General features: G+C 66.5%; 23 protein-coding genes. 12 read left to right on the top strand and 11 right to left on the bottom strand.

Going from position 1 to position 22,975, the window contains the following annotated elements; genetic code table 11:
• Window positions 1–17: 17 nt before the first annotated feature.
• Together cysS and G5S35_RS33970 are read right to left on the bottom strand one after the other, a co-directional pair.
• Window positions 18–1,421: a cysteine--tRNA ligase gene (cysS, locus tag G5S35_RS33975; RefSeq protein ID WP_183040052.1), complete on the bottom strand. Its 1,404-nt coding sequence runs from the start codon at window positions 1,419–1,421 to the stop codon at window positions 18–20.
• 343 nt (window positions 1,422–1,764) lie between these two features.
• Complete coding sequence (locus tag G5S35_RS33970) at window positions 1,765–1,926, bottom strand: DUF1328 domain-containing protein (RefSeq protein WP_065064883.1); 162 nt, start codon at window positions 1,924–1,926, stop codon at window positions 1,765–1,767.
• A gap of 387 nt (window positions 1,927–2,313) precedes the next feature.
• Here G5S35_RS33970 and G5S35_RS33965 point away from each other — a divergent pair, with 387 nt between their 5' ends.
• The gene (locus G5S35_RS33965) at window positions 2,314–4,251 is read left to right on the top strand and encodes an AAA family ATPase (protein WP_110327171.1); all 1,938 of its coding nucleotides are present in this window, start codon (window positions 2,314–2,316) and stop codon (window positions 4,249–4,251) included.
• A 78-nt stretch (window positions 4,252–4,329) separates the two neighbouring features.
• On the opposite strand, the gene G5S35_RS33960 is transcribed toward G5S35_RS33965, so the two are convergent.
• Genes G5S35_RS33960 through G5S35_RS33950 form a run of 3 tightly spaced genes read right to left on the bottom strand, consistent with a single transcriptional unit; the run spans window position 4,330 to window position 5,713 of the window.
• Window positions 4,330–4,659, bottom strand: coding sequence for a hypothetical protein (locus G5S35_RS33960; protein WP_065064782.1), 330 nt, complete (start codon window positions 4,657–4,659; stop codon window positions 4,330–4,332).
• A 1-nt stretch (window position 4,660) separates the two neighbouring features.
• Window positions 4,661–5,224: an isochorismatase family protein gene (locus G5S35_RS33955; protein ID WP_183040630.1), complete on the bottom strand. Its 564-nt coding sequence runs from the start codon at window positions 5,222–5,224 to the stop codon at window positions 4,661–4,663.
• 27 nt (window positions 5,225–5,251) lie between these two features.
• Window positions 5,252–5,713 carry a MarR family winged helix-turn-helix transcriptional regulator gene (locus G5S35_RS33950; protein WP_183040629.1) on the bottom strand — a complete coding sequence of 154 codons (462 nt, stop codon included), beginning with the start codon at window positions 5,711–5,713 and terminating at the stop codon, window positions 5,252–5,254.
• A gap of 170 nt (window positions 5,714–5,883) precedes the next feature.
• Between G5S35_RS33950 and G5S35_RS33945 the strand changes: the two genes are divergently transcribed.
• The 3 genes from G5S35_RS33945 to infA all read left to right on the top strand — a co-directional run bounded on the left by G5S35_RS33945 (window position 5,884) and on the right by infA (window position 8,637).
• Entirely contained in the window at window positions 5,884–7,467 is a 1,584-nt protein-coding gene (locus tag G5S35_RS33945; protein WP_065064789.1) for a methyl-accepting chemotaxis protein, read from the top strand.
• Between the two features lie 255 nt (window positions 7,468–7,722).
• Window positions 7,723–7,926, top strand: coding sequence for a cold-shock protein (locus tag G5S35_RS33940; RefSeq protein WP_065064791.1), 204 nt, complete (start codon window positions 7,723–7,725; stop codon window positions 7,924–7,926).
• A 447-nt stretch (window positions 7,927–8,373) separates the two neighbouring features.
• Entirely contained in the window at window positions 8,374–8,637 is a 264-nt protein-coding gene (gene infA, locus G5S35_RS33935; RefSeq protein WP_065064888.1) for a translation initiation factor IF-1, read from the top strand.
• Between the two features lie 157 nt (window positions 8,638–8,794).
• Here infA and G5S35_RS33930 read toward each other — a convergent pair whose 3' ends face one another.
• Window positions 8,795–9,262, bottom strand: a complete 468-nt coding sequence (locus tag G5S35_RS33930) for a YaiI/YqxD family protein (RefSeq protein ID WP_183040628.1) — start codon at window positions 9,260–9,262, stop codon at window positions 8,795–8,797.
• A gap of 256 nt (window positions 9,263–9,518) precedes the next feature.
• Between G5S35_RS33930 and G5S35_RS33925 the strand changes: the two genes are divergently transcribed.
• Complete coding sequence (locus G5S35_RS33925; RefSeq protein WP_176081325.1) at window positions 9,519–9,794, top strand: hypothetical protein; 276 nt, start codon at window positions 9,519–9,521, stop codon at window positions 9,792–9,794.
• A 32-nt stretch (window positions 9,795–9,826) separates the two neighbouring features.
• Here G5S35_RS33925 and ptrR read toward each other — a convergent pair whose 3' ends face one another.
• Window positions 9,827–10,729, bottom strand: a complete 903-nt coding sequence (ptrR, locus tag G5S35_RS33920) for a putrescine utilization regulator PtrR (RefSeq protein ID WP_110327128.1) — start codon at window positions 10,727–10,729, stop codon at window positions 9,827–9,829.
• 100 nt (window positions 10,730–10,829) lie between these two features.
• Between ptrR and G5S35_RS33915 the strand changes: the two genes are divergently transcribed.
• Window positions 10,830–12,221 (top strand): aldehyde dehydrogenase family protein, encoded by a 1,392-nt coding sequence (locus G5S35_RS33915; protein WP_110327129.1) that lies wholly within the window; start codon window positions 10,830–10,832, stop codon window positions 12,219–12,221.
• A 361-nt stretch (window positions 12,222–12,582) separates the two neighbouring features.
• Here G5S35_RS33915 and G5S35_RS33910 read toward each other — a convergent pair whose 3' ends face one another.
• The 4 genes from G5S35_RS33910 to G5S35_RS33895 form a co-directional block, all read right to left on the bottom strand.
• On the bottom strand, window positions 12,583–12,825 hold the full coding sequence (locus G5S35_RS33910; RefSeq protein ID WP_065064801.1) for a hypothetical protein: 243 nt from the start codon (window positions 12,823–12,825) through the stop codon (window positions 12,583–12,585).
• Window positions 12,826–13,025: 200 nt separating this feature from the next.
• Window positions 13,026–14,939 (bottom strand): AI-2E family transporter, encoded by a 1,914-nt coding sequence (locus G5S35_RS33905; protein ID WP_074983394.1) that lies wholly within the window; start codon window positions 14,937–14,939, stop codon window positions 13,026–13,028.
• A gap of 349 nt (window positions 14,940–15,288) precedes the next feature.
• Window positions 15,289–15,924 carry an MlaC/ttg2D family ABC transporter substrate-binding protein gene (locus G5S35_RS33900; RefSeq protein ID WP_065064803.1) on the bottom strand — a complete coding sequence of 212 codons (636 nt, stop codon included), beginning with the start codon at window positions 15,922–15,924 and terminating at the stop codon, window positions 15,289–15,291.
• A 484-nt stretch (window positions 15,925–16,408) separates the two neighbouring features.
• A complete protein-coding gene (locus tag G5S35_RS33895; protein ID WP_124261519.1) occupies window positions 16,409–16,687 on the bottom strand; it encodes a hypothetical protein in 279 nt (92 codons plus the stop codon).
• Window positions 16,688–17,076: 389 nt separating this feature from the next.
• Between G5S35_RS33895 and G5S35_RS33890 the strand changes: the two genes are divergently transcribed.
• From G5S35_RS33890 to G5S35_RS33865, 6 genes are all read left to right on the top strand, one after another.
• Window positions 17,077–17,943, top strand: coding sequence for an STAS domain-containing protein (locus tag G5S35_RS33890; RefSeq protein ID WP_065064805.1), 867 nt, complete (start codon window positions 17,077–17,079; stop codon window positions 17,941–17,943).
• Between the two features lie 77 nt (window positions 17,944–18,020).
• Window positions 18,021–18,377 carry an STAS domain-containing protein gene (locus tag G5S35_RS33885; RefSeq protein ID WP_065064807.1) on the top strand — a complete coding sequence of 119 codons (357 nt, stop codon included), beginning with the start codon at window positions 18,021–18,023 and terminating at the stop codon, window positions 18,375–18,377.
• A 19-nt stretch (window positions 18,378–18,396) separates the two neighbouring features.
• Window positions 18,397–18,822 (top strand): anti-sigma regulatory factor, encoded by a 426-nt coding sequence (locus G5S35_RS33880; RefSeq protein ID WP_065064892.1) that lies wholly within the window; start codon window positions 18,397–18,399, stop codon window positions 18,820–18,822.
• Window positions 18,807–20,009, top strand: a complete 1,203-nt coding sequence (locus tag G5S35_RS33875; protein ID WP_183040627.1) for an ATP-binding protein — start codon at window positions 18,807–18,809, stop codon at window positions 20,007–20,009. The genes G5S35_RS33880 and G5S35_RS33875 overlap by 16 nt, the downstream gene beginning before the upstream one ends.
• Window positions 19,978–21,426: an ATP-binding protein gene (locus G5S35_RS33870; RefSeq protein ID WP_183040626.1), complete on the top strand. Its 1,449-nt coding sequence runs from the start codon at window positions 19,978–19,980 to the stop codon at window positions 21,424–21,426. Before G5S35_RS33875 ends, G5S35_RS33870 begins: the two co-directional genes overlap by 32 nt.
• Window positions 21,423–22,946: a response regulator gene (locus G5S35_RS33865; protein WP_183040625.1), complete on the top strand. Its 1,524-nt coding sequence runs from the start codon at window positions 21,423–21,425 to the stop codon at window positions 22,944–22,946. The genes G5S35_RS33870 and G5S35_RS33865 overlap by 4 nt, the downstream gene beginning before the upstream one ends.
• Window positions 22,947–22,975 lie beyond the last annotated feature (29 nt).

Genomic DNA, 22,975 nt, shown 5'->3' with positions numbered 1-22,975 from the left:
TCGCGTTCACTGACCGTTCACGGATCGATCGCCGCCGCCTGAGGCGCACGACGCACCGGTTGCGGCCCATGCGCGCCGTCCTCGATACGCCAGCCCTGCGCGTCGAGCGCCGCGCGCAAGGCATCGGCCCGCGCCCAGTCTTTCGATGCGCGCGCCGCCTCGCGCTCGTTCACCAGCGCCTGAACCTCGGCGGGAACCTTGGCTTCGACCAGCCGCCAGTCGCGCAGCCGAAAACCCAGCACCGCATCGAACTGATCGACCGTCGCGCGCAAGGTCGCGCCCGGCAAGCCGCTCCTGACGCAATCCCAAAGCACGGCCAGCGCTTTCGGCAGGTTCAGGTCGTCGTTCGCTTCGGCGTCGAAACGCGCGACGTACGCGGCGTCGGCGACACCGCCTTCGGGCCAGCCCGCATACAGCCGACGCAAGCGATTCAACGCGGTTTGCGCGGCGCGCAGCGCGTCCCAGTTGAACTGCAAGGTGCTCCGGTAATGCGCGCTCAGGCACAGATAGCGATACGCAAGCGGCTCCGCCTGCCGATCGCGCAGCGTTTGCAGACGCAGAAAATCGCCGGCCGACTTCGACATCTTCGCGTCGCCCTGCTGCGTCAGAAAGTGGCCGTGCAACCAGAAGTTCGCGAGGCGCGTGCCGTGCGCGGCCTGCGTCTGCGCGATCTCGTTGCTGTGATGCACGGCAATGTGATCCTCGCCGCCGCAATGAATATCGAACCACGTGCCCAGATATTTCGCCGACATCGCCGAGCACTCGATATGCCAGCCCGGAAAGCCGCGCCCCCACGGACTGTCCCATTCCATCTGACGCTGCACGCCGGGCGGGCTGAACTTCCATAGCGCGAAGTCGGTGATGTTGCGCTTCGCCCCGATCGCCACGCGTTTGCCCGCCTGCAAACCGGCGCGGTCGAGACGCGCGAGAAAGCCGTAATCGTCCTGTTTGTCGGTGTCGAAATAGAGACCGTCGTCCGTGCGATAGACGTAGCCCGCGCGCTCGATCTCCGCAATGAAGGCGATCTGCTCGGCGATGTGATCGGTCGCGCGGCACCAGACATCCGGCTCCAGCAGATTCAGCGCGCGCCAGTCGTCGACAAAGGCTTCCGTATAGCGCCGCGCGATGGCCCACGCCGACTCGCCCGTGCGGCGGCTGCCCTTTTCCATCTTGTCCTCGCCTTCGTCGGCATCGGAAGTCAGATGGCCGACGTCGGTGATATTCACGACGTGCCGCACCGTGTAGCCGTTACGCGCGAGCACGCGCCGCAGCACGTCCTCGAACACATAGGTCCGCAGATTGCCGATATGCGCGTGATCGTAGACCGTCGGCCCGCAGCAATACATCCCCACGCGCTCGCTTCGAATGGGCGTAAAAGGACGCAAGGCGCGCGACCAGGTGTCGTAGAGCGCGAGGGGCATCGGGTTTCTCCGGTTAAACGGTGTCGATAAACAGGAAAGAAAAACAAAAAGGCCGCCGGTTTTTCAACGGGCGGCCAGTTGGCATGAATCGACGTGAAGCGCGACGTGTACCGACGCTAGACGCAGCCTGCCCCCGGCATGTGCTGACAACATGCGCGCTGGATGAAAGCGAGGGAGGAAGTGGTGAGATTCATGTAGCCGATGCTAACGTCGAACGGACTAAATGGTCAAGAGCGCGACATGCACAGGCGAACGGGCGACGCCAGACGACATCAATCGTCTGGCGTCGCCCGCACGATCACGACAAATTACTTCGAACTACTACTAAATCGAGGATACCCCCTCACCGCCGCACGACACCCATAACGAGCGTGACGAGGAAAATAACGAGGAAGATGAAGAACAGCACCTTCGCGATACTCGCGGCGCCTGCCGCAATGCCGCCGAAGCCCAGGGCCGCCGCAATGATCGCGACGATGAAAAAGACCAGCGCGTAATACAGCATGATGTGACCTCCGTCCGGTGTGGGTTGTGCCGTGCGCCCGACTATGTGCGGGCGGTCCGGAAGCATGCGCAAACGCTGTGCCCGCCATTCGAGATCATTCGACAACGAGCCGCCGCCAATCAAAAGCGCGGATTGAAACCGCTTATTGCGTCATTCCCGGTTTTTGATTACGCGGTAACGCGGGCATAATGCCAATGGAGAAATGCGAGTAAAAAGGGTCGTGTTCGCATTGCTAACGATTTATTGATCGGAATTGATTGAATTCCGATTTTTCAATCGGCCTCCTCCCGCCCGATCGCTTGTCCGCAAGACGCTCGCGCCACCCGTCCCTCCCGTACGATGTTTTTCGGGCGCCGCGCCAGCGGGCCCGCGCAGGAAGAGTGTTCGATGAAACCGGCAAGGAATTCGCTCTGGTCACGCGTTGGCCGTTATGTGGCGTGCGCAGCGGCCGTGGCCGCGCTCGCGGCAACCGTGGGTTTTCTGCACTGGCGGCATGAGCAGCCGGCCACGCAGTCTCAATCCGAAGCACAGCCGGAAGCGCTCAGCGGCGTGGCGAGCGACATGCGTCACAACGCGTCCGCGTGGACGCATCGCGAGAAAGACGTGTCGGCGATGCTCGGCGATATCCGCGCGCATGACGTGCGTGCGATCGGCGTCAGCCGCGACGCGATTCTCGTTTCGACCCTGCAAGGCGACAAGTATTACGTGGCCGATCACAACGGCGCGTTCTCCAACGCGCTGCTGCTCGGCGACCTGAAGCCGGACGGCGCCGCGCCCTATCAACTCGTCTGGCTACCCGACGCCAACCTGCGCACCGGTCTCGCGCGCTGGGGCGACACCTTCGACCACATACGCGACGCGCTGAGCCTGCTGCTCTCCGTGCTCATGCTCGGCGGCCTCGCGTGGTTCGTGCGCCGCGAAATGGCGGGCGGCGCGCAACTGCTCGGCAAGCCGCCCGTGCTGCGCTTCGACGACGTGATCGGCGCGGGCGAAGCCAAATCGGCGCTCGCCGACGTGCGCGCCTGGCTCACCGAGCCCGCGCAATTCACCGGCATGGGCGTGCGCGCGCCGTGCGGCATCCTGATGACGGGCGGCCCCGGCGTCGGCAAGACGCGTCTCGCGCAGGCGCTCGCGGGCGAATGCGGCGCGAGCTTCATCGCCATTACCGGCAGCTATTTCAGCGCGAAGTATTACGGCGTCGGTATCCAGAAAGTGAAGCGCCTGTTCGAACTCGCGCGCAAGAACGCGCCCACGGTCATCTTCATCGACGAAGCCGACGGCCTCGGCAAGCGCACCGACACGGGCGGCGGCCCGGTCGAAGCGGAGAGCAACCGCATCATTAATCAGTTGCTCGCGGAAATGGACGGTTTTGCCTCGAACGAAGGCATCATCATCGTGGCCGCGACCAATCATCCGGACAATCTCGACGAAGCGCTGCGCCGTCCTGGCCGCTTCGACCGCACTGTCGCCGTGCGCCTGCCCGACCTCGAAGACCGCGCGGAAATCCTGCGTTTTTACGCGGCCAATCTGAAGACGAAAACCGACGACATCGACTTCGAACAACTCGCGCGGCTCACGACCGGCCTCTCGCCCGCCACGCTGTCGATGATCGTGAATCAGGCGGGCCTCGTCGCGCGCAAGGCAGGCGATCGCCACGTGGGCGCCACGCATTTTCTCGAAGCGATCAAGATCGCGCGTATCGGCGATATCAACGGCGCGGAGCGCGCGCTGTCCGACGACGAACGCACGCGCATCGCCATTCACGAAGCCGGCCACGGACTCGTGGCCGCGCTGCTCGGCACCGGCGTGCTCGAAGAAGTGACGATCCTGCCGCGCGGCGGCGCGCTCGGCGTGGCGCTCATCACGAAGATGCAGGACAAGTATCTGTATCGCGAAACCGAAATGCGCAACGAGATTCAGGTGCTGCTCGGCGGCCGCAACGCGGAACTGCTGATGTTCGACGAAGCCTCGAGCGGCGCGGCGCAGGATTTGCAGGAAGCGTCGCGCATCGGGCTCGACATGGTGTCGAAGCACGGCTTTAACGCCGACGGCAATCTGTTCAGTCTCGCCGCGTTGCCGCAACAGGTGGCCGGGCTGCAATTGAAAAGCGCGATCGAACACGCGAACGCGCTGCTGCACGAACTCAACGACGCCTGCTTCGCGCTGCTGCGCGCGAACGAACCGGTATTGCGCGCGATCGCCGACCGGCTGCTCGAAGAAGAAACCGTGCCGGGCGAAACGGTGTATCGCCTGATTCGCGAACACGCGGCAAAAAGTGCCGCAATCGCCGAAGCGAACGAGGTGATTGAAATCGCGGCGGCTTGAGTATTGATTCGACGGTCATAAAAAACGCGCCTCGTCAGTGACGAGGCGCGTTTTTTTATTTGCTTCGAACGCTTCGAATCAAGGGTTTTCCGGCGTATTGCCACCATGCAGCGCGCCGAAGTGACGCGCGCCGAACAACCCCATCGCCAGCACGCCGAGGCCGAACGGCACGACATCGGCGTTCGCCTTGATCGCGAAATCGCCCACGTGGCACAGCAGCAAATAGCCCGCGACGAGATTCAGAAAACCCCACAGCACATTCACCGTCGACGACGACAAGCCCTTGCCCGGCGGATTCGCGAACGGCGTCTGAAACGGTTCGCCCATCACGCCGCCCACGAAGTGCGGCACGGCATTCGACAGCAAGGCGCCACCAAAAAAGTACGCAACAACATGTGACCACACCATTTCAGATGCTCCTCGCGGCGAGTAAATCGATGATGTCCTGCGCAACGCCGGTTTCGCCCAGGCGCGGAAAGACGTGCTCGATGCTGTACGCGTGCGCCTCGGCGCGCGCATCGGTCATGGCGTCGATCGCGAGACTCACGTTGAAGCCCAGTTCGTACGCCTGACGCGCGGTCGATTCGACGCCCGTGCCCGTCGCCACGCCCGTGATCACCACCTGCGTGACGCCCAGCGCCTTCAGGCGCGCGTCGAGCGCGGTGTGGGCGAACGCGCCCCACGTGCGTTTCGTCACGACGATATCGCCGGGCTGCCGGTCGAGTTCGTCGATGAAATCGGTCCAGCCTTCGGGCAGCACGTCGTGACGGCGCGGCCGCTCCGTGCGTCCGGGCGCGACGCCCGCCACGTTGACCAGCACGACGGGCAGACCGCGTGCGCGAAATGCGCGCAGCAACGCGCAGGTGCGCTCGATCACGGGTTCGATGGGATGCACGAAGGGCGCGCCCACGATGCCCTTCTGCAAGTCGACGACGATGAGCGCCGTGTTGGGGTCGAGCGCGGTGTAAGGCATGGCGTTCCGTGGCGTGAGGAAGAACGTTTAGAAGTCGGCGAGACGCTGGAGCAGCTTCACGGCGTCGGCGAGCGCGGACTGCTCTTTCATCGAGAGCTGCGCCTGCAGCGCCTGCACGAGCCAGTCCTCCTTCGCCGCGCGGCTCGCGTGCAGCTTGCGCCGGAACGTGGATGTCAGACCGATGAGCGTTTTGCGGCCGTCGTCGGGATCGGGCTTGCCTTCGACCACGCCAAGCGCCTCCAGACCGGCCACCGTGATCCGCATGGATTGCGGCTTGACGGCGTCGGCGCGCGCCAGCTCGGAAACCGTCGCCGGACCGCTGCGGTCCAGATGCACGATCACCGACTTCTGCGAGGACGTGAAATCGCCGGCCTGCGCCTGACCGCGCACGCGCCGGACCAGTTTGCCGACCGCGACGCGCAGTTCGCCCGCCAGCACGGGCAGATCGGTCGCGCTGACGGCGGAGGGGGAAAGGGATCGGGTAGTCATCGGCGAAGACTAGCATATGCACAGTTAAACTGTACATATAAACTGCATAAATTGTCGGCGGCGTCCGCTACATGCCAAGGGTAAACACCCACCGGAGCCGATTAATTTCCGGCGCGAACGTGCCGTTATACTTTCCATACACGGCATGATGTTTCGTATATGGAACAATAATGAGAAGCCTGACTATCAATTTGCGACTCGCGCTGACGGTCGTCACACTCGGGGCACTGGTGGTGGCGATGGGCGTTGTCAGCCTGATCGGCATGGATCTGACCAATCGCGCGCAGCACGATGCGTACGCGGTGCATTTCGCGTCGGCGGTAGCGCTCGGCAAGTCGGGCACGGCCATGTCGCGCGCGCGCTTCGGTCTCGACTGGGCGGTGGCGAATCCGCATTCGCCGCAACTCGGTCCGCAGCTCGACCGCGCGCAAATGCTGCTCGCCGAATCGGACCGCTGGTGGCAGCAATTCCGCGCGCTGCCCAAGACCGCCGAACTCCAGGCGCTCACCGACGACCTCGACGCCAAACGCAGCGCCGTGCGGCGCGACGCGATCGACCGCCTGATCACGGCCATCCGCAGCGGCGACACGAGCTGGATGGACGAGCACCGCGCCGCCGAACTGATCGGCCTCTACACGGCGATGAACACCAGCCAGGGCGCGCTCGAAAACTATCTCGACGAAGCCGCGCGCCGCGCCGACGCGCAATCGAGCGCGCGCTTCCACACGCTCGGCGTGGTGTGCGGCGCGAGCATCGTGCTGGCGCTGCTGATCGCGTTTCTGAGCTGGCGCGGTCTGCGTCGCGCGGTGATGGACCCGCTGCGCGCGGCGATGGCGCATTTCGAGGCGATCGCGGCCGGCGACCTGACGACCCGCGTCACCGCGCATCGCGCCGACGAAATGGGCCTGCTGCTCGACAGCCTCGCCGCCATGCAGACGCGCCTGCGCTCGACGATGGAGCAGGTGCGAAGCGGCGCGAACGCGATGGCGACCGCCACGCAGCAGATCGCCACCGGCAATCTCGATCTTTCGCAGCGCACCGAGGAGCAGGCGTCGTCGCTGGCGCAGACGGCGTCGGCGATGCAGGAGCTGATCGGCACGGTCGAGGCCAACGCGGTCCACGCGCAGCAGGCGCGCGAACTCGCGCTCGGCGCCTCCGACGTGGCCGTGCGCGGGCGCGACGCGGTCACGCGCATGGAGCAGACCATGCACGAGATCCATGCCAGTTCGTCGAAGATGACCGACATCATCGGCACGATCGAGAGCATCGCGTTCCAGACCAATATCCTCGCGCTTAACGCGGCGGTCGAAGCGGCGCGCGCGGGCGAGGAAGGACGCGGCTTCGCGGTGGTCGCGGGCGAGGTGCGCAATCTCGCGCAGCGCGCGTCGGCGGCGGCGCGCGAGATCGGCACGCTGATCGCCGGGTCGACGGGGCGCGTGGCGAGCGGCGCGGAACTCGTCACCGAGGCGAGCGGCGCGATGGCCGAAATCCAGACCTCCACGACGCGCGTCGCCACGTTGATCCACGAAATCGCCGCCGCCTCGCGCGAACAGAGCGACGGCATCGGGCAGGTCGGCCTCGCCGTCACGCAGATGGACGAAGTCACGCAGCAGAACGCGGCGCTGGTCGAGGAAAGCGCGGCGGCGGCTTCGTCGCTCGCCGAGCATGCGAATTCGCTCAATACGCTGATCGCCGGGTTCAAGGTCGAGAGCGGCGTTCTGCCGCACGACGCCCGGATCGCCCGCCCCGCTTGATTCTTCGCCTGATCGATGCCGTTGCTTCCGGCCCTCCACGACACTGCACGAATACGAGATACTTGACCGGACGATCGGATTCGTGTAATGTCGGAAGGTAAATTTTCAGCTGTGTCTGCTCATCTTTTGCCGCTGCCAATCGCTTGTATCAGTGAGAGGTCAAACAGCGGCTCTCGTTGACCTCTCCTGCTTGATACTTTATTCGCCCTTTCCCGGGGCGCATGTGTGTTTATTTGTTTATTCAAGGATTTTCTAGTGGAAACCGGTACCGTCAAGTGGTTTAACGACAGCAAGGGCTTTGGCTTCATCACCCCGGACAAGGGCGGCGACGACCTGTTCGCTCACTTCTCGGAAGTGCGTGGCACGGGCTTCAAGACCCTGGCTGAAGGCCAGAAGGTCAGCTACGAAACCAAGCGTGGTCCGAAGGGCCTCCAGGCTTCGAACATCACGCCGCTGTAAGGTGTTAGCATCGCGTCCGGCCCTGGCTGGACGCGATTGCCCTGTCTCAGACCGTGGCAGTCACATGCCACGCGTATCTTGTGCGTGTTCCCGCGTTTGTGTTCACTGCGCCCGCAGCCCGGACACCTGGTGTGCACACGCGCCCGATGGTCGTACCGGCGGATGAATCTGGCTTCTGGCCAACTCTTCCGCGTTCCCGGTTGGCTCATCACGAGCACTAGTTGCCCACGCATTGGCGGACGCGAGTCGCGGTGCGGGATCGCCTGACTTTTGGCGGCCGTGAGCCTCGCCGTTGCCGGTTTCCGAGCGCTTCTGTACAGTTCGTCCGCGAGCATCGCGGGCGCAGGGCAGCCGGGCCAAGAACCGCAGCGAGCCGACGGCGTTCGCACAGGGCATCTCAGCGCGCTCCGCTCGAGCGCGGCATTGTGTATTTCAGGAGGAATGGATTTGGCGAAGGAAGAACTGCTTGAACTCGACGGCGTCGTCGACGAAGTGCTGCCGGACAGCAAGTATCGCGTCACGCTGGAAAACGGCGTGGTCGTGAACGCTTACGCGTCGGGCCGCATGCGCAAGAACCACATTCGCATCATCGCGGGCGACCGCGTCACGCTCGAATTGTCGGTCTACGACCTGACGAAGGGCCGCATCAACTTCCGCCACAAGGACGCATCGGGCGGTGGCCCGCGTCCGGCGCAAGCTCGCCGCCGCTAAGCAGTTAGCCAGCAGTCGCACACGGCCCTGCCCGGCGCGATTGCCCGGGCGAGGTCGTCGTCAGCGTGTGCCCGCTCACCCGCATACCTTCCGGTATCGCGCGGCGCGGGCACGTTGCGTTTGTGCCGTCAGTATCGGCGGCATTCTTCAGATCGATTCATGGCGTCCCGCGCTTCAGCGTGGCGGCCGTCGCGAGAAATCGATCCAGCTGGCCCGCAAAGGTCCGGCTGTCACGCAGCGCATACGGCGCCGGACCACCGGTGTCGATCCCGGCGCTGCGCAACTGCTCCATCGCTTCGCGCACCGTCAGCCGCTCGCGAATATTCTCAGCCGTGAACCAGCTCCCGCGCGGATCGAGCGCGCGTGCGCCCTTGTCCAGCACCGCCGCCGCGAGCGGAATGTCCGCCGTGATCACCAGATCGCCCGGTTCGGCCATCTCGACGATGCGCTGGTCGGCCACGTCGAAACCGGCAGGCACCTGAATCGAGCGGATAAACGGCGACGGCGGCGTGCGCAGATACTGATTCGCGACCAGCGTCACGTTCATTTCGACACGGCGCGCCGCACGAAACAGGATGTCCTTCACGACGGCGGGACAGGCGTCGGCATCGACGAGAATTTGCATGGGGATTCGATTTCGGGAAGGCAGGCGCTACGGCCAGGAACACGGCGCGGGAACACCACGCGCCGACACTATATCGGATCGGAGCAAGCCGGACCCAGATCGCCCTGCGCGCGCAGATTTTTCAAGCGGGCGTGCAGCGCTTACCGTTTTCGAGCGCGCCGCAGCGTTTGCAATCCGCCGATCCGCCCGGCTGGCCGAAGGTGGCACGTTCTCTGCGAATACTCGGGGACGATCACCCGCTTCCGGGAGACAGACGATGAGCACGCAAGACCACGAGCACGCCGACGCGCCCCCCACCGAGCTGCCCAAACCCATCGGCGACGCCATACCCGCGCCCACCGAGCCGGGTCTCGATCAGCCGCTGCCGCCGAAAGGCGATCAGCCCGCACCCGGCGACACGCCGGACCCAACGCCCGAACCCGCCCCCGCGCAAGACGCGCCGCCCGCCGACCTGCCGAGGCCGTTCGGCGACGCCGTCCCCGCGCCCACCGAACCGGGGCTTGACCAGCCTTTGCCGCCCAAGCACGGCTGACGTTGACGCCACGCGGCGCATCCGCCCGAGCTTCAAGCCAACGCGCGTTCCGCCTCCTCGGGCTGCGTGCCCGCCTTGCGCTGCGCCTCCAGCATCTCGATGAGCCGCTGCACGGCCGGCGAGCGCAGATCGCGCCGCCAGACCAGATAGATCTTCACCTTGCGATACGCCGCCGGCAGCCGGTGCGCCTTCACGGCGCTGCGATTCGGCAGGCTCTCCAGCAAGCTCGCGGGCATGAGCGCGAGCCCCGCGCCCGCCGACACGCACGCGAGCATGCCGTGATACGACTCCAATTCGAAGATGCGCCCTGGCGCCGCGCCGTCTTCCTCGAACCAGCGCTCGAAAGTGCGCCGGTACGAGCAGTTCGAGCGGAACGCATAGAGATTCGCGCCGTTCACATCGCGCGCACGTTTGATCGGCGCGCGGTTCGCGGCTGAAATCAGGATCAGTTCGTCGTCGAAAACGGGCACGCCCGTGAGCGCGGGATGCGCGACCGGCCCGTCCACGAACGTCGCCGCCAGTTCGCCCTCGATCACGCGATCGATCAGTTCGCCCGACGGGCCCGTCGAAAGATCGAGCGTCACGTCGGCATAACGGCGGTGAAACGCCGCCAGCACCGGCGGAATATGCACGGCCGCCGTGCTCTCCAGCGAGCCCAGCGGCAACGCCCCGCGCGGCTCGTCGCCGGCCACGGAGAGCTTCGCCTCGTCGACGAGATCGAGAATGCGGCGCGTGTACTCGAGAAACGCCGCGCCCGTCGCGGAGAGCCGCAGCCGCATCTTCTCGCGGATAAACAGTTCGGCGCCCAGTTCCTCTTCGAGCTGGCGCAGCCGCGTGGTGAGGTTCGACGGCACGCGATGCAGGCGCTGCGCGGCGGCCTGCACGCTGCCCGCGTCGGCGATTTCCCTGAAAATCTGCAATTGGGCCAGTTCCATGCATTCGCTCCGAGAGAACAATTTGTTAAATATTATTCACTTTCACTGAGCATTACCAGCCCGTATCCTTGCAGGCAATCACCCCTTCAAGGAGCCCAACATGGCCGAAGCAACCCGCACGGAACACGCCGTCTCGCTCAATCCCGCGACCGGCGAAGTCATCGCCCGCCACGCGTTCGACAACCGCGAGGCCGTCGAGGCGGCGCTCGTGCGCACGGCCGCCGCCGCGCGCGTCTGGCGCGACACGCCCGTGGCACAGCGCGCGAACGTGCTCGTGCAACTCGCCCGCGTGCTGCGCGAGCGCAAGACCGAATTCGCACTGATGATGGCCGACGAAATGGGCAAGCCCGTCGCCCAGGCGCGCGGCGAAGTCGAGAAGTGCGCGGCGCTCTGCGAGTGGTACGCGGAAAACGGCCCGGCCATGCTCGCGCCGACTTCCGTGCCGGTGCTGCAAGGCACGGCGCGTCAGGAATTCCGTCCGCTCGGCCCGATTCTCGCGGTGATGCCGTGGAATTTCCCGATCTGGCAAGTGCTGCGCGGCGCGGTGAGCATGCTGCTCGCGGGCAACACCTACGTCCTCAAGCACGCGCCCAACGTGATGGGCAGCGCCTATTTGCTGCGCGACGCGCTCGCCGCCACCGACCTGCCCGCCGGCGCGTTCGAAGTGCTGAACCTGCCGCCCGAAGACGTCGCGCCGGTGATCGCCGACACGCGCATCGCCGCCGTGGCCGTAACCGGCAGCGTGCGCGCGGGCGCGGCCATCGCCCAGCTCGCGGGCGCGGCGCTCAAGAAGTGCGTGCTGGAACTGGGCGGCTCGGACGCCTTCATCGTGCTCGCCGACGCCGATCTCGACGATGCCGTGCGCTCCGCCGTGCTGGGCCGCTTCGGCAACACGGGGCAGGTCTGCCTCGCGGCCAAGCGTCTGATCGTCGAAGCGCCGGTGGCCGCCGAATTCGAGGCGCGTTTCGTCGCCGCCGTGAAGGCGCTGCGCATGGGTTCGCCGCGCGACGAGGCGAATTTCATCGGTCCGATGGCGCGCTACGATCTGCGCGACGAACTGCACGGCCAGGTCGAGCGCACGCTCGCCGAAGGCGCGCGTCTCGTGCTGGGCGGCCACAAGGTCGAAGGCCCGGGCAACTACTACGAGCCGACGGTGATCGCCGACGTGCAGCCGGGCATGACGTCGTTCCGCGAGGAGCTGTTCGGGCCGGTCGCCTCGATCATCGTCGCGCGCGATGCGCAGCACGCCGTCGAGATGGCGAACGACAGCGAGTTCGGTCTGGGCGGCACGATCTGGACCCGCGATCTCGAGCGCGCGGACGCGATGGCCGCACAGATCGAAACCGGCGCGGTGTTCATCAACGGCGATGTGGCGACGGACCCGCGCGTGACGGTCGGCGGCGTGAAGAAGAGCGGTTTCGGACGCGAACTGTCGAGCTTCGGCATGCACGAGTTCTGCAATGTTCAGACGGTCTGGACCGACCGCCGCTAAGCGGGGAACGTTCAGCGTTGCAGAATAAATACGGTGCGCCGCGATTCCCTGCACGAGGACGGGTTTGTCCTGATGCACCGAATCGCGGGCTCATCCGTTAATCCGTTCATGGAGCGCGGCGGCGGCTCGACCGACTTGCCGGTCCGGCGCCGCGTGCCATACCCTGTCCCCGTTCATTCAGGGACCATGCAGAGTCGAAGTATTCAGCGCCGCGGGAAATCCGTCGGCGCTTTTTTTTGCGTGCCCGGGTGGTGGCTGCGGGAAGAATCGAGCGCTAACTAAAGCGAAGCAAACCGCAGGGACATTTCGAACGACGAACGAAGTTCGCCGCGTGCTCAATGCATCGATTCGGACATGCGCATCAATGCGCGTCGTAGCTGCCGGACTCTTCGTACGGCGCGAGGCGCGGTTCGGCGCGGCCGAGTGCTTCGAGCAGCGAGCGGCCGGCGGACGTGAGCGACAGACGGCGCATGCCTTCGGCGCGCTGTTCGAGCGCGACGAGCTGACGCTCGAACAGAATATCGAGTTCGTGGCGGTTCATATCGATCTGCTCCGGCGCGTGGCGGATCAGCATCAACGTGGCAAACTCATGGGGGCTTAGCACTTCTCCTCTCCTTGATCGGCACCGCTGGGAATGCAACCAGGGGCGCAGGGCCGCTTATGATCGGGGGAATGTGTGACGCGCGCGTGACTGTCACAAACTTTGTCACAGTCATCGCAACGTTCGCGCCACATTCGTCGTCGCCGCCGATCAGGCCGTCGATCAGGCCGTCGAGTTCGCCGCCGCGTCGATCCGTGCGCCGCTCAGCCTTGCCGCTGGGCGAGCGCCACGCCGCACGCATCCACCAGATCGCGCAGCGTCGGTGCGAGTTGCGTGCGGGCGTCATCGGCAATGCTCATGCCTTCGTCCCTGCGCACGGCGCGCACACCGACGACGATGGACGCGTCGGGCGCACGCTCGCGCAGCCGCCGCACCAGGTTGCGAAGGTACGGCGGCGACTCCGCGGCATCGAGCGACACCACGCAGATCGCTGCCGTCTGCGCATCCACCATGCCCGCGCGCGTGGCGCGCACTTCCTCGTAAGTGGTCGCCGTGCTGGGAATCTTCGCGCGCCCGAGCAACTGGCAGACGACCGCCACCGCGACGTCGTCGAATGCGCCGCGCCCCGGCACGCAGAGCAGCGCGCGGCCGTCGTCGGGAATCTCTGCGCGCAGCTCCGGCGTCAGCTCGGTTGCGTCCTGTTTGCGCCCGCCGTTGCTTCCATGTCCGTTGCCGTTGCCATTGCGCGTATGGCGCGAATCGTCGACGGATTCGAGGTCCTCGACGATATCGAGCAGCGCCTGATTGATGCGCGCGATCTGCTCGGCGGGGAGCACGCCGCGCAGCACGTCGTTGCGCGCAAAGCGCAAGCCCTCGAACACGACCTGCTCGTAATAGTCGATCAGCGGCATCTCGTTGAGCAGCCGGTCGGCCTGCAGCAGCGCTTCGTGCGGATCGTCGGCGAGCAGACGTTGATAGCAGGTCTGCGCGGGCGTCAGCGCGGGCTGATCGCCGAGCAGGATGGTCAAAAAGTTCAAACGATCCACGTAACGGCCGAGCGTGACGATGCACAGCGTCAGCGGCGTCGAGAGCACGAGCCCGATCGGCCCCCACAGCCAGCTCCAGAAAATCGCCGCCACCACCACCGCGAGCGGCGAGAGTCCCGAGCGGCGGCCGTAGAGCATCGGCTCGGCGAACTGGCCCGCCACGACATCGACGACGATGAAGAAAATCAGCGTCCACACCGCCATCGTCCATTGCGGCTGGATGGCGGCCGCGAGCAGCGTGGCGAGCACGGCGGCGATCCAGATGCCGATGTACGGCACGAAACGCAGCAGCGCCGCGAGCGCGCCGAACAGCAGCGCACCCGGCACGCCGATGCCCGCCAGCCCGATCGCCAGCACCGCGCCCACCGAAACGTTCACGCCCAGTTGCGCGACGAAGTAGCGTGACAGGCGCTCGGAGGCGTCGTTGATGGCGGTGGTCGTGCGGTGCAGGTCGTCGGAACCGAACACGCTGATCAGGCGGTCGCGCAGATCCTCGCGCTGCAGCAGGATGAAGATGGTCACCACGAGCACGATGAAGCCGGTCTCCAGCGGCGCGATCACCGGCGAGAACGCGCGCTGCGCGAGTTGCAGCGGCGTCGGCGCGGGCGTGTGCACTTCCACCGGCATCGGCTGCTGCGGCTGGTTGCGCGCGGCGCGCCCGCGCGGCTGCGGCGGCGCGGGCGGCGGCGTGGGCGTCACGCGTTGCAGCGCGACGGCGGCGCGCGTCATCAGCGAATCGGCGCGGCCGACGGTTTTTTCCTGCACCGTCTGCACTTTCTGCTCGATCTCTTCCTGATACTGCGGCAGGTCGGCGGCAAGCTGCACGATCTGCGCGCCGATCAGCGCGCTCACGCCCGCCAGCGCGAGCACCGTGGCGAGCACGGCGATCAGGATCGAGAGGAATTCGGGCAGACGCACGCGCCGCAGCGTGTTGACGAGCGGCGCGAGCAGAAAGCTCAGCAGCACCGAGAGCGTGATCGGAATCAGCACCGCGCGGCCGAAGTACAGTGCGCAGACTACCGCCACGCCGGTAATGACCGAGGCGAGCGTGTGGATGGTGGGCGTGCTCGGCGGGAACACGCGGTTGCGGCGGCCCGCGGCGGAACCGGGATGCGGCACCTGCCAGGGCATGACATACGGACGGCCGGACCCGTCGTCGGACAGGCGCTCGGAGGCGCCGTCGGAACCGGCATGCGGACCGTCGGAAGCGGAATCGGACGGTCGGCGAGACGACGCGTCGGGCGGCTGCGGATAATTCATGGCGATGCGGTCAGCGTTGCGGTAAGGGATCGGGCGGCAGCAGCGCCCGTCTGGTTTTCATCGTAGCCGCGCGGGCTTGGGCGGGTTGGCGCGGGTTGGCAAATACTTCGCGGTCATCGGGCGCATCCGGGCAGAACGTGCGCCGGGACGTGAGCGTAACGCATGCCGACGACGGCGCGCAGCTCGACACGGCCGCGGCGCGCAAACGCGGTACGCAACATCAGGGCTTGCCCGCCTGCAGTTCCTGATTGCGCGAGCTGAGGAACTGGATCAGCCCGTCCACGCCGCCCTGCTGGATCTTCTCGTTGAACTGCGCGCGATAGGTCTGGATCAGCCACGCGCCCAGCACATTCAGATCGTAGAGCCGCCAGCCCTGCGGCGTCTTGTAGAGCCGGTAATCGATCTCGACGGGCTTGCCGCTCGTCTGCGCGAGCGTGCGCACGACCACGTCGGTGTCGCCGGGCGCATTGCGCATCGGCTGATACTCGATCTGCTGATCGGGCTTGAGCTGCGCGAGCGCGCCCGCGTACAGGTGAATCAGCAGGAGCTGGAACTGGTCCATCACCTGTTGCTGCTGCGCGGGCGTGGCGGTGCGCCAGTGCGGCCCCATCGCGAGCCGCGTGGTGCGGCGGAAATCGACGTACGGCAGGATGTCGCGATCGACGATGTCGCGAATGCGCGCGATATCGCCCGGGGCGATCGACTGCGAGCGGACTTCGTCGAGCACCTGCTGGGTCGCCGTCTTGATGAGCGCCTGCGGGTCCGACTGGTCGACGCCCTGCGCGGCGCGCGCGGCCGTGGCGAAGCCGCCGAACCCGCAGGCAAACAGCGTGACAAGCAAAAGGAGCTTCTTCATTCGATATCTCGTCCGTCTCGATCGTGGGAAGCGGGCCGGTGCGCGACGCTGCCCGGGGGCGCGCGGCGACCAAACCGCGCGTTGGCGACACGTTGGCGGCGCGTGGGCCGCTGGCGTCCAGTCTAAAGGGTCGCCGCCGGAGCGGCCGCGACGCGGGCAGCGAGCGGGCGCGCGACGGCAGGCAAGCGGGATGAAATCCGCGGTCGACGCGGCGGTGACGAAATCGGCTCAACGCGAACCGGAGCAGCGCGTTGCAGAGCGGAAGTGCGCAAGCGTAACGCAACGCCGCGCGTGATCCGGGGCGCGCTGTTACGTTACGTTACATATGAAGAAAACTTGTTACAGATGTTTCCCCGTGGTGGAAAGCATCTGTCGGCATCTGTCCGGCGTGACCAGAGTCGATAAAAACTGATCGACCGTGGCCGCATGTGACGACCGGCGCGACTGACGCCGCGCCGGCCCTGTTTGCGCGCTTATCGACAACTCAATCGCGCTTCCTCCCCTCACTACCCTGCTCCCGGCCGCCCGGCCAGCCTTGCGCCGTGGGCTCGGCGAAAAACGCCTCGAGCCCGAACAGCCAGGCGACACACCATGACAGGCGTGACAGCAAACGAGACAGCACGCCGCCAGAAACACTGTCTTCCCCCTGAACTTCCCCGGATTGCGCGTCCGGCAGTCCCGATGCGGAAAACACGGCCCCTGCCGTTCCGCTCGCAAGACTCCCCGGCGTCGATTCCTGTCGTGAAACGGGATCGATCTTCATGTTGCACCCCTCTCCTCGTTTTTGTGTGTGGCGGGCTATAAGGAGCAATGTCCGTACCAGCCCGAATCGGGTCGCGCGCGAGCCGCCGCGAAGCGCTGAAAAGCGGCTTCGTCCGCCCTGCGTGCGCCACCGCACGGAAGCCGCGCGCCCGCTTCCTCGTCGCCGTTACACCCCGACACTGTAAAAACTACAAGCATGGCGTGAAAAAGCGAAAAACCCCGTGATTACAGCACGCCCGGCGTGTCGCGAAGGTGAGCTGCGGCACGTATCGAGGCGCTTGCGATCGCGAACCTTTTTCCGGATGCGTAATAGCTTCAATCTCGTGGATGGTGTAAGGTGCAGCGGTTCGTCTCGAAAATGAGACCGCCGAAAACGAGAGGAGAGATCGTATGACCACGCCCGATCGGAGCCGCCTCGCGGACGTCCTGAATCAGCATCGCGACGCCCTGCTGGCCGACTGGATCCGCCTGCATCTGCCGATCGCCCTGCGCCGCGGTCTGGCGATGGAAGCCGAAATCCGCGAGCAGTTCTCCGCCTTCCTCAACGTTTTTCTCGACACGCTCTCGCGCGCCGACACGCTCGACGCGACGCGTCCCGAATGGGAGCCGGTGCGCGCCTTTCTCGCCGACATGTCCGCGCACCGCGCGCGTCAGGGCTACACGCCGGTCGAGACCGCCACCTTCGTGTTCTCGCTCAAGCAGCCGCTCTACGCGCGGCTGCGCGAGGCGTTCGCGAGCGAGCCCGCCGAACTCGCCGACCTCAGCTGGTCGGTCAATCTGCTGCTCGACGGCCTCGGCCTCTACACCACCGAAGCCTTCCAGAAAAGCCGCGAGGCGATCATCGCGCGCCAGCAGGAAGAACTGCTCGAACTCTCGACACCGGTCGTGCAGCTGTGGGAAGGCATTCTCGCGCTGCCGCTGATCGGCACGCTCGATTCGGCGCGCACACAGGTGGTGATGGAGAGCCTGTTGCAGAAGATCGTCGATACCGGTGCGAGTCTCGCGATCATCGACATCACCGGCGTGCCGACCGTCGACACGCTGGTCGCCCAGCATCTGCTCAAGACTGTCGCCGCCGCGCGCCTGATGGGCGCGGACTGCATCATCAGCGGCATCCGTCCGCAGATTGCGCAGACCATCGTGCATCTGGGCGTCGATCTGAGCAACGTCACCACCAAATCCACGCTCGCCGACGCCTTCACGGTCGCGCTGCAACGCACCGGCTCGACCATCGTCACGCCGAAGGCCGCCGTTTGAATCACGCGAACCGCGTGGGCGCCACGACCGCCGCGAGCGCACGGGCGCGCGCGCACTGATAGATACGAGGACGCGCGATGGACCGCATTCCGATTCTGCGCATGGGCGACTGCCTGATCGTCACGATCCAGGTGGACATGCACGACCGTCTCGCGATGGCGCTGCAGGACGACCTCACGGCGCGCATCGTCAAGGACTCGGCCAAGGGCGTGCTGATCGATATCTCCACGCTCGACGTGGTCGATTCCTTCATCGGCCGCATGATCAGCAACACCGCCGCGATGGCGATGGTGCTCGACGCGCAGACCGTGGTGGTCGGCATGCAGCCGTCGGTGGCGATCACGCTGGTCGAACTGGGGCTCACGCTCGACGGCGTGCGCACCGCCCTGAACGTGGAAAAGGGCATGGCGCTGCTCAAGCAGCGTCGCGTCTAGCATGGCGTTTGCTTTCGACATGAACGGCACCGGCGCGAGCGAACAGACCGTGGCTGAAGTGAGCCTGCGCTCGGACGAGGAAATCGTCCGGCTGCGCCAGATCGTGCGCGATCAGGCGATCGCTCACGGCTTTTCGCTGATCGAACAGACCAAGTTCGTGACGGCGGCCAGCGAGCTCGCGCGCAACACGCTCCAGCACGGCGGCGGCGGCGACGCGCGCGTGGAAGTGCTGACGGCCGGCGTGCGCGTGGGCCTGCGGCTGACGTTCATGGACCGCGGCCCCGGCATCGCCGATATCGACCGCGCGCTGCAGGACGGCTTCACGAGCGGCAACGGCCTCGGCCTGGGACTTGGCGGCTCGCGCCGCCTGTGCGACGAATTCAACATCGACTCGTCGCCCGGCAACGGCACGACCGTCACCATCACGAAATGGAAAGTACGCTAGACGGCGCCTCCGGCATGGCCGGAGGCACGCATCGCTCCTTTGAGATCGGCGACGCAAGCGGCGTGGCGTTCGCGCGCCGCGGCGCGGCTCAGGCCGCGCAACTCGCCGGTCTCGACGCCACGCGCGCCGGACGGCTCGCGATCGTGCTCACGGAAGCGGCCACCAATATCCTCAAGCACGCGGGTCACGGCGAACTGCTGGTGCGCGCGCTCGACAACGGCGTGGAGCTGATCGCGCTCGACAGCGGCCCCGGCATGAGCGACGTGCGCGCGGCGCTCGCCGACGGCCATTCGACCGCCGGCACGCCGGGCAACGGGCTCGGCGCCATCCAGCGGCTCTCGGACCAGTTCGCGCTGTGGTCGCAGCCGGGCCACGGCACCGTGCTGCGCGCGCTGGTGGCGCAAGGCGCGACGCGCGCCGCGCCGCTCTCCGGTCCCGAGATCGGCGGCGTGTGCGTGCCCTATCCGGGCGAGGAAGTCTGCGGCGACGGCTGGCGCGCGCAAGCCGACCAGCACGGTTTCACGGTCGCGGTCGCCGACGGCCTCGGTCACGGCGCCGAAGCGCACGTGGCCGCCACCGCCGCGCTCGACACGCTGCGCCGCCGCGCCGGACTCGCGCCCGCCGCGCTGATGGCGCTCGCCGACGCCGCCCTGCGCCCGACGCGCGGCGCGGCGCTCGCGCTCGCGCGCTTCGACCTCGCGCGCTCGATGGTCAGTTTTTGCGGCACCGGCAATATTTCGGCGGCGGCATTCGGCAGCGACAAACCCGTCATGAGCGGCCCCGGCTCGCCGCGCGCATCGGCCAATCTTGCCAGCGCGCCCAGCGCTGGCACGCGCGGCACGGAAACTGCTGTCATGGGCGCCGCCGCCGGATTCGCGAGCGCGGCGCGCGACAGCTACCAGCTCGTCTCGCGCAACGGCATCGTCGGTCATACGATGCGCGGCACCCAGGAATTCGAGTTCGCGTGGCGCGCGAGCGGCATGCTGATCCTGCATTCGGACGGCGTGGGCACGCGCTGGGATCTGGCCGCGTGGCCGGGCCTCGCGCATCAGCCCGCCGTGGTGATCGCCGCCGTGCTTTATCGCGACTTCTCGCGCCGCAACGACGACGCCACCGTCGTCGTCGTCAAGGCGCAGCCGGGAGTACAGTTGAATCATGAACACGCCACTGTTGCGCATCCGGCTTGAGGCCGCCCAGGACGTCGTCGCCGCGCGCCGGCGCGCGCGCGAGCTTGCGGCCGGCTTCGGCTTTTCGCCGCTCGACCAGACGCGCATCGCGAGCGCCGTCTCGGAGATCGCGCGCAACGCCGTCGACTACGCAGGCGGCGGCGAGGCGCTGTTCGCCTTCGACAGCACGAGCACGCCGCAAGCCTTCGAGATCGTCGTGCGCGATCGCGGCGAAGGCGTGCGCGAAATCGAGTCCGTGCTCGACGGCACCTATCGCTCGCCCGGCGGCACGGGGCTCGGCATCGTCGGCAGCCGCCGCCTGATGGACCGCTTCGAAATCGACTCGACGTCGCGCGGCACGACCGTCACGATGGCGCGCTCCCTGCCGACCGAGCGTCCCGCGCTGCGCGGCGCCGAACTCGAACGCATCGTGCGCGGCGTGAGCGCGGGCGAACCGCAGGCGCTGCAATCCGATTCGCTAGAAGAAATGCGTCAGCAGAACCGCGAACTCGTCGCCACGCTCGACGAACTGCGCGAGCGCCAGGACGAACTCGCGCGTCTCACGCAGGAACTCGAAGCGACCAATCGCGGCGTCGTCGCGCTCTATGCCGAACTCGACGAGCGCGCCGAAGAACTGCGCCGCGCCGACATGATGAAAACGCGCTTTCTCTCCAACATGAGCCACGAACTGCGCACGCCGCTCAGCTCGATCCGCGCGCTCGCCAACCTGCTGCTGAACCGGCTCGACGGCGATCTGAGCGAGGAGCAGGATCGCCAGGTCAAGCTGATTCTTTCGTCGGCGGAAACGCTTGGCGAGACCGTCGACGACCTGCTCGACCTCGCCAAGATCGAAGCGGGCAAGACCGTGGTGTCGCCCGCCTGGTTCGATCCCGCCGATCTGTTCGGCGCGCTGCGCACCATGCTCATGCCGCTTCTCACCACGCCGCTCGTCTCGCTCGAATTCGCGTCCACGGCGCAGCTGCCGCGCCTTTACACCGACGAGCCGAAGCTCACGCAGATCCTGCGCAACTTCGTGTCAAACGCACTCAAGTACACCGAGCGCGGCCAGATCCGCGTGGGCGGACAGCTCGAAGCGGACGGCGAGCGCATGACGTTTTTCGTCGCCGACACCGGCATCGGCATCGCGCCCGAGCATCATCAGATCGTCTTCGAGGAATTCGGCCAGGTGGAGAACCGCCTGCAGCAACGCGTCAAGGGCACGGGCCTCGGCCTGCCGCTGTGCCGCAAGCTCGCCGCGCTGCTCGGCGGCGAAGTGGGCGTGGAAAGCGAACCGGGCGTGGGCTCGACGTTTTATGTGAGCGTGCCGGTGCAGCTCGATACCGGCGAAGCGGCACACGACGGCGCACCGTCCGCTCCGACCGAAGCTCAAAGCGAAGCGCCCGCCGAGCGCGCCACCTCCGGAGACGGCGCATCATGACGCCCGCCGCCACCTTGATCCTCAACGTCGACGACAACGAAGGCGCGCGCTACGTGAAATCGCGCGTGCTGCGCCACGTGGGTTTCGACGTGATCGAAGCCGCCACCGGCCAGGCCGCGCTCGACGCCGTGCGCGAGCACGAACCCGCGCTCGTGCTGCTCGACGTGAAGCTGCCCGACATCAGCGGCATTGAAGTCTGCCGCCTGATCAAGAGCGATCCGCTCACGAACTCCACGCTCGTGCTGCAAACTTCGGCGGCGGCCGTGCAGGCGCGCGACAAGATTCGCGCGCTCGACGGTGGCGCCGACAGCTATCTGACCGAGCCGGTCGAGCCCGCCGAACTGGTCGCGAACGTGCGCGCGCTGTTGCGCCTGTACGCCGCCGAAAAGGCGCTGCGCGACGCCGACCGCCGCAAGGACCGCTTCCTCGCCACGCTCGCGCACGAACTGCGCAACCCGCTCGCGCCGATCCGCAACGCCATCGAACTGCTCGATCCGCGTCACGGCGCGAGCGACACCGGACGCGCCGACGCGCGTCTGATCGCGAGCCGTCAGGTCGAGCATCTGGGCCGTCTCGTCGACGATCTGCTCGACGTCTCGCGCATTTCGCACGGCAAGATCGCCTTGCAGATGAGCACGCTCGACCTGCGCCAGATCGTGGAAATCGCGGTGGAAACGAGCCGCCCGTTCCTCGATTCGAAGCAGCAGCGGCTCAGCGTCGAGATGACGCCGGGGCCGATTCATATCGTCGGCGACGGCATCCGCGTGGCGCAGATCATCAGCAATCTGCTGTCGAATTCCGCGAAATACACGGCCGAGGGCGGCGAGATCGGCCTGCGGCTCGACGCGGGCGCGCGCGACGTGGCGATCCGCGTACGCGACAATGGCATCGGCATCGCTCCCGACGAACTCCCTTATGTCTTCGAACTCTTCATGCAATCACGCGAAGCACTCAAACGCGCCGACGGCGGCCTCGGCATCGGTCTCGCGCTCGTGCGCGAACTGGCGGAATTGCACGGCGGCTCGGTCGCCGCACATTCCCAGGGCGTCGGCCACGGCTCCGAATTCGAAGTGCGCCTGCCCTTGAGCGTCGCGCCCGACGCCGCACCGCCGGTCGCCATCGCCCCTGCTTCGGATACCGAAACGATGACTTCGAAGCGCCGCGTGCTGATCGCCGACGACAACGTTGATTCCGCCACCTCGCTGCTGATGCTGCTCGAACTCGAAGGCCACGATGTGCGCGTCGCGCATGACGGGCCGACCGCGCTCGCGATCGCGCAAAGCTTCCTGCCGCACGTGGCGATTCTCGACATCGGCTTGCCCGGCATGGACGGCCACGCGCTCGCCAAGGCGCTGCGCGCGCAGCCCGCGACGGCGCACGCGCAACTGATCGCGCTGACCGGCTACGGCCAGGAACGCGACCGCCAGGCGACCACCGAAGCCGGTTTCGACCGCCACCTCGTCAAGCCCGCGCCGTTCGACGAGATCCTGCGCGAGATCGAGGGCAGCAAGGCGCCTTGACGGCGCAGCCCGCGCGCCCTTTCACCCTC

The sequence above is a fragment of the Paraburkholderia tropica genome, from assembly GCF_014171495.1.
GTDB classification, from domain to species: domain Bacteria; phylum Pseudomonadota; class Gammaproteobacteria; order Burkholderiales; family Burkholderiaceae; genus Paraburkholderia; species Paraburkholderia tropica.
This window is presented reverse-complemented; position numbering and strand designations above follow the sequence as displayed.

Bases quoted from the DNA above. Each gene is read 5' to 3' on its own strand.
- cysS (WP_183040052.1), bottom strand. From the start codon at position 1,421: ATGCCCCTCGCGCTCTACGACACCTGGTCGCGCGCCTTGCGTCCTTTT.
- G5S35_RS33970 (WP_065064883.1), bottom strand. From the start codon at position 1,926: ATGCTGTATTACGCGCTGGTCTTTTTCATCGTCGCGATCATTGCGGCG.
- G5S35_RS33965 (WP_110327171.1), top strand. From the start codon at position 2,314: ATGAAACCGGCAAGGAATTCGCTCTGGTCACGCGTTGGCCGTTATGTG.
- G5S35_RS33960 (WP_065064782.1), bottom strand. From the start codon at position 4,659: ATGGTGTGGTCACATGTTGTTGCGTACTTTTTTGGTGGCGCCTTGCTG.
- G5S35_RS33955 (WP_183040630.1), bottom strand. From the start codon at position 5,224: ATGCCTTACACCGCGCTCGACCCCAACACGGCGCTCATCGTCGTCGAC.
- G5S35_RS33950 (WP_183040629.1), bottom strand. From the start codon at position 5,713: ATGACTACCCGATCCCTTTCCCCCTCCGCCGTCAGCGCGACCGATCTG.
- G5S35_RS33945 (WP_065064789.1), top strand. From the start codon at position 5,884: ATGAGAAGCCTGACTATCAATTTGCGACTCGCGCTGACGGTCGTCACA.
- G5S35_RS33930 (WP_183040628.1), bottom strand. From the start codon at position 9,262: ATGCAAATTCTCGTCGATGCCGACGCCTGTCCCGCCGTCGTGAAGGAC.
- G5S35_RS33925 (WP_176081325.1), top strand. From the start codon at position 9,519: ATGAGCACGCAAGACCACGAGCACGCCGACGCGCCCCCCACCGAGCTG.
- ptrR (WP_110327128.1), bottom strand. From the start codon at position 10,729: ATGGAACTGGCCCAATTGCAGATTTTCAGGGAAATCGCCGACGCGGGC.
- G5S35_RS33915 (WP_110327129.1), top strand. From the start codon at position 10,830: ATGGCCGAAGCAACCCGCACGGAACACGCCGTCTCGCTCAATCCCGCG.
- G5S35_RS33905 (WP_074983394.1), bottom strand. From the start codon at position 14,939: ATGCCCTGGCAGGTGCCGCATCCCGGTTCCGCCGCGGGCCGCCGCAAC.
- G5S35_RS33900 (WP_065064803.1), bottom strand. From the start codon at position 15,924: ATGAAGAAGCTCCTTTTGCTTGTCACGCTGTTTGCCTGCGGGTTCGGC.
- G5S35_RS33895 (WP_124261519.1), bottom strand. From the start codon at position 16,687: ATGAAGATCGATCCCGTTTCACGACAGGAATCGACGCCGGGGAGTCTT.
- G5S35_RS33890 (WP_065064805.1), top strand. From the start codon at position 17,077: ATGACCACGCCCGATCGGAGCCGCCTCGCGGACGTCCTGAATCAGCAT.
- G5S35_RS33885 (WP_065064807.1), top strand. From the start codon at position 18,021: ATGGACCGCATTCCGATTCTGCGCATGGGCGACTGCCTGATCGTCACG.
- G5S35_RS33880 (WP_065064892.1), top strand. From the start codon at position 18,397: ATGAACGGCACCGGCGCGAGCGAACAGACCGTGGCTGAAGTGAGCCTG.
- G5S35_RS33875 (WP_183040627.1), top strand. From the start codon at position 18,807: ATGGAAAGTACGCTAGACGGCGCCTCCGGCATGGCCGGAGGCACGCAT.
- G5S35_RS33870 (WP_183040626.1), top strand. From the start codon at position 19,978: ATGAACACGCCACTGTTGCGCATCCGGCTTGAGGCCGCCCAGGACGTC.
- G5S35_RS33865 (WP_183040625.1), top strand. From the start codon at position 21,423: ATGACGCCCGCCGCCACCTTGATCCTCAACGTCGACGACAACGAAGGC.